The sequence below is a fragment of the Kitasatospora sp. SolWspMP-SS2h genome, assembly GCF_003259315.1.
In the GTDB taxonomy this organism is placed as follows: domain Bacteria; phylum Actinomycetota; class Actinomycetes; order Streptomycetales; family Streptomycetaceae; genus Kitasatospora; species Kitasatospora fiedleri.
Genome location: NZ_QLLT01000003.1, coordinates 123,793 through 136,160 on the forward strand (window position 1 = coordinate 123,793; position 12,368 = coordinate 136,160).

Below are 12,368 nucleotides of genomic sequence, written 5' to 3' on the forward strand. Positions count from 1 at the left end.
CACAGGAGCGGGTACGGGGGCGGGCGGCGGGGCGGGCGCGGGGCGGCGTCGCCGTCATGGTCCGGTCCGTCCGGCCGCCGAGCCCGCCTGACGGTACGTCAGAAGGCCGGTCCGGTACAGCCAGTGGGCGGTTTCGGCCATCGTCTCCTCGACCGGCCGGGGCGCCGGGCCGCCGAGCGGGGCGGCCGGGGCGACGGGTGCGGCGTGGACGCAGGTGTAGGCGGCGCCGTACTCGGCCGGGATGTGCCAGGGCCACCAGCGCTGGAGGAGGTCGGCGAGCCGGGCGGCCGGGAGCATCGCCCGGCCGGGCAGCCGGACGGCGGGCAGGGCGCGGCCGGTGGCCGTGCGCAGGGCCGCCAGGTAGTCGGCGGTGGTGAGGTAGCGGTGGGGGGTGAAGACCCGGTCGGGGGTGTCGGGGGCGGTCGCGGTGGCGAGGTCGGCCAGGGCGGCGGCGGTGTCGCGCACGTCGCCGAGCGGGAAGCCGCCGGTGGGCCAGAGCGGCATCAGGCCGCGCAGGGTGTCGCGCAGCCGTCCGGTCTGGTCGCCGGGTCCGGGGTCGTGCGGGCCGAGCAGGGCGGGCGGGTAGGCGATCCGGAGCGGTGCGCCCCCGTCCCGCAGCCGCCGGGCGATCCGTTCGCACTCCGCCTTGCTGGCCAGGTAGGGCTCGGCCGGGCGCCCGACGGGACTGTCGGCGTGCAGTTCGGGGTCGGCGCTGGGGATCAGCGCGCCGACGGTCGACACGTGCACCACCGCTCCGGCGCCGGAGCGGACCGCGGCCCGCAGCACGGTCTCGGTGCCGAGCACGTTGGTGCGGGCGATGTCGGCGCGGCGGCGGTGGTCGAAGGAGTAGACCGAGGCGAGGTGGAGCACCGCGTCCGCGCCCGCGCACAGCCGGGCCGCCGCGGCCGGGTCGGTGGCGTCGCCGGTGACGGTCCGGACGGTGTCCGGGTGGACGCCGAGCGGGCCGAGCGCGCGGGCCGTCCGGGCCGGGTCGCGGACCAGCAGCCGGACCCGGGCCCCGGCGGCGGCGAGGGCGGCGACGGTGTGCGCGCCGAGGAAGCCGGTGCCCCCGGTGACGGCGACCAGCGGGCCGGCCGCTCCCCCGGCCGGTCCGGCGGGGCCCGTGCCCGGCGCCGCGGCGTTCACGCCCGGTCCCGCGGGGTGCGGGCGGCGTCCAGCTCGACGTCCTTGGCGAAGGAGGCCATCAGCACCGGGACGGCCTCGGCCTGGAAGTCGACCTCGGAGTCGAACTCCTTGATCATCCCTTCCAGCACCAGCAGCGACAGCAGCGGGAAGGCGAACTCCGCGGCGGCGAACACCCCGAAGTCACGCTGGAGCTTGAACAGCCGGGGGGCGAACGCGGCCAGTTCGAAGTCCTTGGAGAGCGCCCCGAAGGCTTCGTCGACCAGCGCGGTCACCGCGGTCCGGAAGCCCTCGCGGTCGAGGTCGGCGGGCAGCCGGGCGGCGCTCGCCAGCACGATGTCGGCGCACCTGGGGCCGTTGCCCTGCGCCATGTTGAGGAAGAAGCCCGCGAAGGAGCGCCGGACGGGGTCGGGCAGTCGCACCACGAACCCGGCGTCCAGGACGACCACCCGGCCCTCGCCGTCCAGGCAGAGGTTGCCGGGGTGCAGGTCGCAGTGGACCAGGCCGTCGACGAAGAGCATCCGGTAGACGGCCCGGAGCACGTCGCGGACCACCTCCCGGCGGCGTTCGGGGGTCATGCCCAGCGGCCGGAAGCGTCCGAGGCCGGGGACGAACTCCATGGTGAGCACGCCGGGTGCGCACAGGCCCTCGACGGGGGCCGGGATGCGCAGGTCGGTGTGGCCGCCGAGGTTGGCGCGCAGCAGGAGCAGGGCGTCGCGTTCGGCGGTGAAGTCGAGCTGGTGCAGGACGGCGCCGCCGAGCTGGCCGATCATCTCCTCGGCCGGCAGGTCGCGCATGCCGGGCAGGACGCGTCCGGCGCGGGCGCCGAGCAGGGCAAGCCGCAGGTCGGCCTCCAGGACCGGGCGGATGCCGTGCCGCTGCACCTTGACGGCGACCTCGGTGCCGTCGGCGAGCCGGGCGCGGTGGACGCTGGCGATGCTGCCGCAGGCCACCGGCTCCCAGTCGAACTCGGCGAAGGCGTCGGCGAGTCCGGCCCCGGCGAGGGTGCGGGCGACCGCGGCGCGGCGCGGCGGGCGCACCTCGTCGGCCAGTTCGGCCAGCGCGTCGCACCAGCGTTCGGGGAGCAGGTCGCGGCGGGTGCTGACCAGCTGTCCGGCCTTGACGAAGAACGGGCCGAGCGCGGTCAGCAGCCGCGGCGTCCGGTCGGCCATCCGGGCCCGGCCGCGGCGGGTGGCCAGCAGCGGCAGGGCGGCGATCAGGTGTCCGGCGATGATGGCGGTGGTGGCGCAGGCCCGGCCGATCAGCAGCCACCCACGCGTGCGTCGTTGCGGCACGGTGCCTCCAGGTCCCTCGTGGCGGGTGGGCCGTACCGGGGTCCGGCTTCGCACCCCCGGCGCGGCCCCGCGGTGTCCGGTGCGTGCCGGGTGCCGTGGGGCGGGCGGGGGTGCGGAGACGGGCCCTGGGGCCCGACAGCGAGGAAACCAGGCCGTCGGCCGGGCCTGCTATCCGCGATATTGCCCAATGCGCGCGCGGCCCCCGCCGGGCGGGCCGGGGTGGGTCTGAGCGATGCCCAGCCAGTGGTCGGCGGCGGCGCCGACGGCGCTCAGTGCGAGGTCGTCGCGGTGCCGGCGCCGGGTGACGAGCAGGCAGAAGTCGGCGGCGGGGCCGCTGATCCGCTGGTCGGCCTGCTCGGGGCCGAAGGTCCAGGAGGTGCCGGAGGGGGCGGTCAGCTCGAACCGGAACGGCTCGGCGGGCGGCTCCAGGCCGCGGACCCGGTAGGCGAGGTCCCTGGTCCTGGTGCCGAGGAAGGCGACGTGCCCGATCCGGTCGGTGAAGCGGTACGGGACGCCCAGGGCGTCGTGGACGTCCTGGCCGTGGGCGAACAGCTCCGTCAGCGCGACCGCGGCGAGCACGCCGACCGGCAGCGGGTCGGCCAGCCAGGGCACCGTCCGGCGCCGGTCCGCGGCGGCGAGCCCCCGCTCGGCGGCGGCCCGCCACTCGGCCCAGTGCCGCAGCAGCTCGGGGGCGGGCTCGGCGAGGTGCCGGGCGAGCAGGGCCGCCATGCCGGCTTCGAAGTCCGCCCGGACGGGGGCGCTCTCGTCCGCGAAGGCGGCCGGGTCGCGCACCGCGAGGTCGACCAGCCGGGCGACGAGCGCCAGGTGCGCGACCTGGTGCCGGACCGTCCAGCCCGCGGCCGGGGTCGGTGCGGACCACCGGTCGGGCGGCAGGCCGGAGACCAGACGGGCGAGTGCGGACCCCTCCGCCGCCAGGTCGGCGCGGACGTCCTGCATTGCGGTCATGTCAGCATTCCCTTCCCCGGTGAAGCGCGTTCAATCCGGTCCCGCGTTCATTTTCCGGGAACGCTCCGGGGCGGGCTTCTCCGTGCGTGCCGCCGGTGGCCGACGGCGGCCGACGGCGGGCGTTCGGGGGCGTATAGGGCACCGCTGCCGGTGGCTGAATTCCGCCGCTTGACCCAGACCGCAATCCAGGAGGTGCAATAGTCACGCATTGGCAAAACGATGTGTCTGGACCAAAGCCGGCCGAGTGCTTCGCGGCCGGTTCCGACGAGTGGTTCCGACGAGCCGGGGAGGGACGTGCCGAATAGGGGAGCCCCCGGGCTGTCCGGCCTCTCCGAGGCGGCAGTTCAGCGCGGACCGGGCCACCCCGTCCGCCCCGCGACCGGGGCGGTTCTGCCGTGTCCCCGTCAAGGTCCGGACCGGACCACCGATCCAAGGCAAGGCGAGCGAGCGGACAACGAGCCCAGGTGAGGGATATCCGAATGTCGATTGCGGCGGCAATAGAGCGGAGCATAGGAACGATGTGGCAGAATCACGCGGATCCGATTTCCCTTGAGGAATTGGCCGAAATCGCTTCCTACAGCAAATTCCACTACTCCCGGATCTTCAACCAGCTGACCGGAACCTCGCCCGGCCGATTCCTCACCGCGATCCGCATCTTCATGGCCAAGCAGCATTTACTGGAGACGCAGGACAGTGTCACCGACATCACCTACCGGGTGGGCTACAACAGCCTGGGCACCTTCACCAGCCGCTTCACCCGCAGCGTCGGCGTCTCGCCGACCCGCTACCGCGCGCTGGCCCAGGACGACGACCTGCCGCCGCTCGTCCCGCCGACCGCCCGCGCCGGGCACGGCCTGTCCTCCGTCACCGGGCAGCTGCACTTCCCCTTCGAGGTCGGCCCGGTCCGGGTCTACGTGGGCGCGTTCAACACCCCGATCGTGGAGGGCTACCCGCAGGCCTGCGACATCCTGGACGAGGCCCGGCCGTTCCACCTGCACGTCCCCGACGGGCTGTGGTTCATCCGGGCGGCGGCCGTGGCCACGGACGACGCCTTCCCCCGGCACCAGATCCGCCCGCCCAGACTCGTCGGCTCGGGCTGGGCGGTCAGAGCCAGGGGCGGGCGCGCCTACAGCACCGACGTCCAGTTGCGCGAGGTGACCCGGCTCGACCTGCCGATCCTGCTGGCCCTTCCGGAGCTGGACGGGGCCCGGCGCCTGAGCCGGGCCGGCACCCGCTAGAAACCACCGGACCGATCGGACAATCACCCGGTGCCCGCCGGTTCTCCCCGTCCCGCCTCCCCGGTACCGTCCGGACACGACCGGAATCCCCGCCCCCGGTTCCCGGCACTCCGGAATGGCCACGGCGCACCTGCCCCCGATCGGGCCGCCGGCCGTCCCCACGGGCGCCCGGCCGGGGCTTCCCGACCGGGCACCCGATCACCCGGAGTTCGCCTCCGGACGCGGTCGGTCGCCACCGGTAGGACGTGGTCGATACGACGGCGGCCGACCGGTCCCGCGACCGGTCGCGCCGGTCAGCCCCGTCCCTCCGGCCCGTCCGGTCAGCCCCGTCCGTCCGGCCCGTCCGGCCCGCCCGGCCCGTCCGACTCCTGCGACCCGTCGAGCCCGTCGAGCCCGTCGAGCGCCGCCAGGACGTCGGCCGGCTCGGCGCGGGCGGTGTAGTCGGCGTCCACGAAGGCCCAGCGGATCGTGCCCGCGCGGTCGATGACGTAGGTCGCCGGGATCGGCAGGGTGCGCGGGTGGCCCGCGTGGGAGCGGTCCAGGTCGATGCCGACCCGGGCGTAGACGGCCGCGAGGTCCTCCGGGAGGTCGAAGGCGAGGCCGTACCGCCGGGCGGTCTCGCAGCCGAGGTCGCTCAGCACCTCGAAGTCCAGCCCGTTCTTCTCGGCCTGCGACAGCGACTCGTCCGGGATCTGCGGCGAGACGGCCACCAGCCGGGCGCCCCGGGCCGCGATGGCCGCGTAGTGCTGCTGGAGCGAGCGGAGGGCGATGTTGCAGTAGGGGCACCAGGCGCCCCGGTAGAAGGTCAGCACGACCGGGCCGTCGGCCAGCAGGGCGGCCAGGTCGACGCTCCGGCCGGTGGCCGAGGGCAGGGTGAAGGACGGCGCCCGCGCACCGGCGGCCAGCGCCCGGTCGGCCTGCCCGGAGGCGGCCAGCTCCCGGGTCGCCCGCTGCATCACCTCGCTCACCTCGGTGGGCAGTTGCTCCTGCCGGCGTTCGTAGAAGGCGCGCAGTTCGGCGTTGACGCTCATCGGTCCCCTCCCGCGGTCATCCCCGTGGCCGTCCCCACGGCTATCCTGGAACATCCGTTCCAAGATAGCGGCAGGGGCGCTCCCCCGGTCAAGGGCGGATCCGGATATCTTGGAACCGACGGTTCAAGACGGGGTGGTGGGAACATGGCGGACGTCAAGCACTTCGATCCGGACGCGGCGCTCGACACCGTGATGCGCCTGTTCTGGCGGCAGGGCGTGACCGCGACCGGCGTCCAGGACATCGTCAACGCCACCGGGCTCAACCGCTCCAGCCTGTACGCCACGTTCGGCGGCAAGCAGGAGCTCTACCGCGCCGCGCTGCAGCGCTACGCCCGGGAGCGCTCCCGGCTGCTGCTGCGGCCGCTGGAGGAGGGCGACCGCGGCCTGCCGGCCGTCCGCGAGTTCTTCGCCGGGCTGGTCGAGACCCGCTGCACCGGCGAGTTCGCCCGGTGGGGCTGCATGTTCTCCAACGCCCACGCGGGCAGCGAGAACGCCGACCCCGCGGTGCGCGCCGTCCTCGACCGGCAGCACCAGCGGCTGCGCACCGCCCTGCACACCGCCCTGGTGTCGGCGCAGCGGCAGCACCAGCTCGCCGCGCACACCGACCCGGGCCCGGCCGCCGACGTCCTGGCCCTGCTGGCCCACGGGGTGAACCTGCGCTCCCGCGCCGGGGCGGACGCCCGGCAGTTGCAGGCCGCCGTCACGGCGGCCATCACCGCGGTGGCCGGCCCCGCCTGACGGGCCGTCACGGACCTTCTCCCGGTCGGGAGTTCAGGAGACCGCGACCCGGTGGTCCGCGCGGTCGGCGGTCAGCGCGCCCAGCAGGCGCAGCGCCGTCTCGGACGGGGAGCCCGGCTCGACGGTGAAGGCCACCACCATGAGCTCCGGCTGCTCGGTCCGCAGGACCTCCTGGAAGAGGGTGAGCTCCCCCACCTGCGGGTGGCGCAGCACGTTGGTGAACGAGTCGCAGTTGGCCACCGAGTGGTCCTCCCACAGGGCGGCGAACTCCGTTCCGGAGGAGAGCAGTTCACCGACCAGCGCGCGGACCCGGCCGTCGGCCGGGAACCTGGCCGCCACCATCCGCAGGTGCGCGACCACCGAGCGGGCCTTGCCCTCCCAGTCGGCGAACAGCGCCCGGGTCGGCGGGTCGAGGAAGATCATCCGGGTCATGTTGGGCGGTCCCTCGTGCCCGGCCCGGACCTCGTGCCCCGCGCGGTCGTCCCGGTCGTCGCGGGCCCCGTGGTGCGCGCCGAACACCGCGCGCGCCAGCGGGTTCCAGGCCAGCACGTCGGAGGTCGGGGAGAGCACCATGACCGGCACGTCGCCCATCATCGCCATCAACCTCTGTAACCCGTCCGGGAGTTGGCGGGCCACCCGGGCGGCGCAGCCGGCCGCCGCGCGGTTGGGGCGGGCCAGCGCGAGCAGGTGGGCCCGCTCGGCGTCGTCCAGGCGCAGCGCCCGGGCCAGCGAGTCGAGGACGGCGTCGGAGACGTTCTGCCCCAACCCCTGCTCCAGCCGGGCGTAGTAGGAGGCGCTGACCCCGGCCAGCTGGGCGAGCTCCTCCCGGCGCAGCCCCGGGACGCGGCGGCGCTCCCCGTAGCTCCCGAGCGCGGTGTCCGCCGGATGCAGCCTGGCACGACGGGACTTGAGGAATTTCCCGAGCTCATCCATGCGTCTCATTATGCTGAAAGTCGCACTGCCAAGCCTAGCCTTCGCAGTGGGACGAACAGCAGGTGTCTGGCTAGCCGGCGGGTGATCTCCCACGCTTGCTGGCATGACCACGATTCCCGACCCGCGGAACCGCATGAGCACCCGGCTCAGACTGACCCTGTTCGTGCTGCTGGGCGCGCAGTTCATGCTCTCCGTCGACTTCTCGATCCTCAACGTCGCACTCCCCCAGATCGGTTCCGGGGTCGGGATATCCTCCGACGACCTGCCGTGGGTGGCATCGGCCTACGCGCTGCCGGCCGCCGGCTTCACCCTGCTGTTCGGCCGGATCGCCGACCTGTTCGGCCGCCGCCGGCTCTTCCTCGCGGGCATCGCGCTGCTCACCGTGGCCTCGGTGCTCGGCGGCGTCTCGGACAGCGGCGGCCCGCTGCTGACCGCGCGCGTCCTCCAGGGCCTGTCGACCGCGATGGCCGCCCCGGCCGCGCTGTCCCTGCTGACCACCTCGTTCTCCGAGGGCGCGATGCGGGAGCGGGTGCTGGGCCTGAACGGCGCGCTGCTGTCCGGCGGGTTCACGGTGGGCGCCCTGGTCGGCGGCACCCTGGTCGGGCTGCTCAGCTGGCGCTGGGCCTTCCTGATCAACGTCCCGGTGGCCGTCGCCATCCTGATCGCGACGCCGCGGCTGATCGCCGACAGCCGGGCCCCGGAGAAGGTCCGGCTCGACGTGCCCGGCGCCGTCTCGGTGACGGCCGGCCTGCTCGCGTTCACCTACGGCATCATCGGCAAGAACCTGCTGATCGCCGCCGTCGGCGTGGTGCTGCTCGGCGTGTTCTGGGCGATCGAGCTGCGCGCGCCCGCGCCGCTCGCCTCGGTGCGCATCCTCAAGCGCCCCACCGTGAAGTGGGGCAACTTCGCCGGGCTCGTCGTCTTCGCGATGGAGAGCGCGCTGATCTTCCTGATGACGCTGTACCTCCAGGACGTGCTGCACTTCGCCCCGCTGACCACCGGCCTGATCTTCGGCGTCCCCGGGCTCGCGGCGGTGGCCGCCGGCGTCATCGCGGGCCGGGTGATCGGCCGCTTCGGCACCCGGGCCGTGCTGACCGTCGGCCTGTCGGTGCAGGGGCTGGCCACCGCGCCGCTGGTCCTGCTCGGCACCGACCGGGTCATGCTGGCGGTGCTGCTGCCCGCCCTGTTCATCAGCTTCTTCGGGCACGTCACCTCGATCGTCGCCTACACCGTGACCGCGACCTCCGGCCTGCCGGACTCCGAGCAGGGGCTGGCGACCGGCCTCGCCGCGCTCAGCCAGCAGGTGGCGGCCACCATCGGCATCCCGATCCTCAGCGCCGTCGCGGCCTCCCGCGCCGTGCAGCTGGACGGCATCCGGCTGGCGCTCGGCGTCGACGTGATCGTCACGCTCCTCGCGGTGGGCCTGGTGTGGGTGGGCCTGCGCCCCCGCGCCGAGGCGCCGCCCGCGACCGCGGCCGACCCGCGGGTCGAGGTCGAGGAGCAGCCCGCGGGCCGCTGAGCGGCCCCACCGGCCGGGCCGCCCGACCGGGCCGCCCGAACGGTCCGGCGGGCCGGCGCGCGGCGGGCCGGCGCGCGGCGGGCCGGCGCGCGGCGGGGAAAGACGGCATTCACGGAGAAGAGGTCCGGGGGAATTGCCGGGACCATCGGAGGGCGATCGGCGGAACGGACCGGCGGGTGTTTCCGCGGCGGCCGTCCCGCCGTCCGCCGGCGCCGGGCGGCCGAATGCGAGGCGGCCGCCGCGCGCATTCCCTTTCCCCCGCGAGGAACGGACCCCGACCGTGACAGTGAAGAGAACCACCGTCAACGCCATCGAATTCGCCTACCTGGAACAGGGCGACGGACCACTGGCCCTGCTCATGCACGGCTTCCCGATGTCCCCGGCCACCTACCGCCACCTGATGCCCGCGCTGGCCGCGGCGGGCTACCGCGCCGTCGCCCCGTACCTGCGCGGCTTCGCGCCCTCGACCCTGCCGCCGGACGGCTCCTTCGCGATCGCCGACCTGGTGTCCGACATCAACGGCCTGCACGAGGCGCTGGGCGGCGACGGCGACGCCGTCCTGGTGGGGCACGACTTCAGCGCCCCCGCGGTGTGGGGCGCGGCGCAGGACGGGGAGCGCTGGTCGCGGGCGGTGGTCTGCGACGTGCCGCCGCTGCCGGTGTTCGGGCCGATGGTCCTGACGCCCCGGGGCACCGACGCGCTCAGCCACTTCTGGTTCTTCCAGACGGCGGTGGCCGAGCAGGTGGTCGCGGCGGACGACCTCGGCTACCTCGACTGGATCTACCGGAAGTTCACCGCGGACGGCTTCGACGCCACCGAGGACCTCAAGCACGCCAAGGACGCCCTGCGCGCGCCGGAGAACCTGGCCGCGGCGCTCGCCCTGTACCGGACGGCCTTCCCGCCCGACCGCTTCGGCACGCCGGAGTGGATCCAGGAGCACGCCGCCGTCTGGGGCGCCCCGCCGAGCCGGCCGGTGCTCAACCTCTTCGGCTCGGAGGACCCCAGCTTCGTGATCACCGAGGCGGTGCTGGCGGACATCGTCGCGGGCCTGCCCGCGGGCTCGCACGCCGAGGTGGTCCCGGGCGCGGGCCACCTCGGGCTGGTCGAGCGGCCTGCCGAGGTCAACCGCCTGGTGCTGCGCTTCCTGGCCGGGGAGCTCTGAGCGGCGGCGCACCGCGACGGCCCGGGTGGCCGGCCCGCTGCGGGCCGGCCACCCGGGCCGTCCGGTCCCGGCGGGTGCGCGTCGGCGTCCGCGCACCGGTGGGCGGGCGGACGGGCGCGCGAGTGCGCGGGCACGCGAGTGCGCGCGAACGCCCGGGGGCGCTCGCGCGTGCTCAGGGGCGGGCGGGGCCGGTCAGGAGCTGAACTTGTCCTGGCCGTTCCACCAGTTCTCGCCGGGCCCCTTGGCGCTCTCGTCGTCGTAGCGGTCGTGGTGCCGCCACCAGTCCCAGGGGCGGGACAGGCCCTCCTCCTGCCGGCCCAGCAGGGTCATCTCCAGGTAGTTGTAGGTGTTCAGGGTGACCTCGCTGCCGCGGTCGTACACCGAGTTGGTGTGGAAGACCTCGTCGCCCTCGCGCAGGAAGGAGCTGACGCCGGGCAGTTCGCCCTTCTCGGTGGTCACGTGGAAGTCGTGGTTGAAGTCGCTGCCGTGGGAGGAGACGAAGGGGAGGTCCCAGCCCATCCGCTGCCGGAACGCCTCGATTTTGGCGATCGGCGCCCGGGCCACCATCACGAACGAGGTGTCGCGGTTGTGCAGGTGGGCCAGGTGCCCCACCGAGTCGGCCTGCATCGAGCAGCCGGGGCAGCCCTCCTCCCAGGCCGGGTCGAACATGAAGTGACGGACGATCAGCTGCCGGCGGCCCTGGAACAGGTCGAGCAGCGTGGGCGAGGCCCCGGGCGCCTCGAAGACGTACTCTTTCTCGATCCGCACCCGGGGCAGCGCGCGCCGGGACGCCGAGACCGCGTCGCGCAGGCGGGTGAGCTCCTTCTCCTGCTCCAGCAGGTCCTTCCGGGCGGCGAGCCACTCGTCCTTGGTCACGATGGGCGACAGATCCACACTGGCCTCCAGGTACGGCACCGCCGCCGGGAATCGGCGGGCGGGAACGATGCTGGGACCAAGGTGGCACGCGCGGCGCCCCTTTCCTTCTCCGCGGTTGCTCAACCGGGAAAGCCCCCCGCCGGGACCAGGCAATTCAGAAGAGGACGCGTCGGCGGGCCCGGTGGAATCGTTCTCCGGTGACCACGTGAATGGGAATTCCGGTCCGGTCACCCACTCAATCGAACCGTCCAGGAGGAAATGATGTCGTCCACTGGAATACCGACCCGGGAAGAAATCGTCCAACGGGTCTCCGCGCTGGTGCCGGCCCTCCGGGAGCAGGCGGCCTGGTCGGAGGAGAACCGCCGGCTGAGCGAGGAGACCGTCGCGGCGCTCGACGAGGCCGGCGTCTTCCGGCTCCGGACGCCGGTGCGCTACGGCGGCTATGAGTGCGACACCAGCACGCTGGTGGAGGTCGCCATGGAGCTGGGCCGGGCCGACGGCGCCATCGCCTGGACCTCCTCGGTGTTCTGGATCCCGACCTGGATCGCCGGCCTGTTCCCGGACGCCGCCCAGGACGAGGTCTTCACCTCCGCGGCCCCCCGGGTCTGCGGCACCAACAGCCCCACCGGCACGGCCGTGCCGGCCGAGGGCGGCATCGTGCTCAACGGCTCCTGGAAGTTCGTCAGCGGGGCCTGGCACGCGGGCTGGCAGGAGATCGCCGCGATCCTGCTCCGCCCGGACGCCGAGCCCGAGCCCGTCATGGCGCTGGTCCCGATGGCCGACCTGAAGATCGTCGACGACTGGCACACCAGCGCGCTGCGCGGCACCGGCAGCGTCACCACGGTGGCGGAGGAGCTGTTCGTCCCGGAGCACCGGATCATCCCGATGGGGGCCGCGATGCGCCCGCAGGGGCTGTCCCGGGCCAACGCCGACTCCCCGGTCTGGCGGACCCCGGCCTCCCTGGTCGCGGCGGCCTCCGGCGTCGGCGTGGCGGTCGGCCTGGCCAAGGCGGCCCGGGAGGTGTTCTTCGAGCGGCTGCCCGGCCGGAAGATCACCTACACCGACTACACCGTGCAGGCCGAGGCCCCGATCACCCACCTGCGGGTCGCCGAGGCGGTCAACAGCATCGACCAGGCGGAGTTCCACGCCCGGCGCGGCGCGGCCACCGTGGACGCCAAGGCCGCAAGCGGCGAGGAGTGGAAGCTGGAGGAGCGGGCCCAGGTCCGCAATGACCAGGGCGAGGCGACCCGGCTCGCCAAGCACGCCGTCGACCTGCTGGTGAGCATCAGCGGCGGCAGCTCGATCCACCTCGACGTGCCGCTCCAGCGGATCGCCCGGGACATCCAGGGCGTCGCCCTGCACGCCCTGATCAACCCGGACACCAACACCGAGCTCTACGGCCGGGCCCTGTGCGGCCTGGAGCCCAACACGCTGTACATCTGAGGACGTCCGGGCGGCCGGATCACG

At 74.3% G+C, this 12,368-nt stretch carries 11 protein-coding genes; 5 read left to right on the top strand and 6 right to left on the bottom strand.

Annotation, left to right across the window (positions count from 1 at the left end; genetic code table 11):
- Positions 1–54: 54 nt before the first annotated feature.
- The 3 genes from K353_RS04675 to K353_RS04685 all read right to left on the bottom strand — a co-directional run bounded on the left by K353_RS04675 (position 55) and on the right by K353_RS04685 (position 3,404).
- On the bottom strand, positions 55–1,146 hold the full coding sequence (locus K353_RS04675; RefSeq protein ID WP_233533373.1) for an NAD-dependent epimerase/dehydratase family protein: 1,092 nt from the start codon (positions 1,144–1,146) through the stop codon (positions 55–57).
- On the bottom strand, positions 1,143–2,438 hold the full coding sequence (locus K353_RS04680; RefSeq protein WP_111552281.1) for an AarF/ABC1/UbiB kinase family protein: 1,296 nt from the start codon (positions 2,436–2,438) through the stop codon (positions 1,143–1,145). Before K353_RS04680 ends, K353_RS04675 begins: the two co-directional genes overlap by 4 nt.
- A 168-nt stretch (positions 2,439–2,606) precedes the next feature.
- Complete coding sequence (locus K353_RS04685) at positions 2,607–3,404, bottom strand: TIGR03084 family metal-binding protein (RefSeq protein ID WP_233533374.1); 798 nt, start codon at positions 3,402–3,404, stop codon at positions 2,607–2,609.
- A gap of 557 nt (positions 3,405–3,961) precedes the next feature.
- On the opposite strand from K353_RS04685, the gene K353_RS04690 reads away from it, so the two are divergent.
- Positions 3,962–4,642, top strand: coding sequence for a helix-turn-helix transcriptional regulator (locus K353_RS04690; protein ID WP_199527986.1), 681 nt, complete (start codon positions 3,962–3,964; stop codon positions 4,640–4,642).
- Positions 4,643–4,962: 320 nt separating this feature from the next.
- Here the strand turns inward: K353_RS04690 and K353_RS04695 are convergent, their stop codons facing one another.
- Positions 4,963–5,673 (bottom strand): peroxiredoxin-like family protein, encoded by a 711-nt coding sequence (locus K353_RS04695; protein WP_111552283.1) that lies wholly within the window; start codon positions 5,671–5,673, stop codon positions 4,963–4,965.
- A gap of 144 nt (positions 5,674–5,817) precedes the next feature.
- Here K353_RS04695 and K353_RS04700 point away from each other — a divergent pair, with 144 nt between their 5' ends.
- The gene (locus tag K353_RS04700; RefSeq protein WP_111552284.1) at positions 5,818–6,411 is read left to right on the top strand and encodes a TetR/AcrR family transcriptional regulator; all 594 of its coding nucleotides are present in this window, start codon (positions 5,818–5,820) and stop codon (positions 6,409–6,411) included.
- Positions 6,412–6,444: 33 nt separating this feature from the next.
- On the opposite strand, the gene K353_RS04705 is transcribed toward K353_RS04700, so the two are convergent.
- Positions 6,445–7,344: a helix-turn-helix transcriptional regulator gene (locus K353_RS04705; protein WP_233533375.1), complete on the bottom strand. Its 900-nt coding sequence runs from the start codon at positions 7,342–7,344 to the stop codon at positions 6,445–6,447.
- Between the two features lie 103 nt (positions 7,345–7,447).
- Between K353_RS04705 and K353_RS04710 the strand changes: the two genes are divergently transcribed.
- Both K353_RS04710 and K353_RS04715 read left to right on the top strand, forming a co-directional pair.
- Positions 7,448–8,863, top strand: a complete 1,416-nt coding sequence (locus tag K353_RS04710; protein WP_111552286.1) for an MFS transporter — start codon at positions 7,448–7,450, stop codon at positions 8,861–8,863.
- 280 nt (positions 8,864–9,143) lie between these two features.
- The gene (locus K353_RS04715; protein ID WP_111552287.1) at positions 9,144–10,025 is read left to right on the top strand and encodes an alpha/beta fold hydrolase; all 882 of its coding nucleotides are present in this window, start codon (positions 9,144–9,146) and stop codon (positions 10,023–10,025) included.
- A 192-nt stretch (positions 10,026–10,217) separates the two neighbouring features.
- Here the strand turns inward: K353_RS04715 and K353_RS04720 are convergent, their stop codons facing one another.
- Positions 10,218–10,919, bottom strand: coding sequence for a DUF899 domain-containing protein (locus K353_RS04720; RefSeq protein ID WP_111552288.1), 702 nt, complete (start codon positions 10,917–10,919; stop codon positions 10,218–10,220).
- Positions 10,920–11,162: 243 nt separating this feature from the next.
- On the opposite strand from K353_RS04720, the gene K353_RS04725 reads away from it, so the two are divergent.
- Complete coding sequence (locus K353_RS04725; protein ID WP_111552497.1) at positions 11,163–12,344, top strand: acyl-CoA dehydrogenase family protein; 1,182 nt, start codon at positions 11,163–11,165, stop codon at positions 12,342–12,344.
- Positions 12,345–12,368 lie beyond the last annotated feature (24 nt).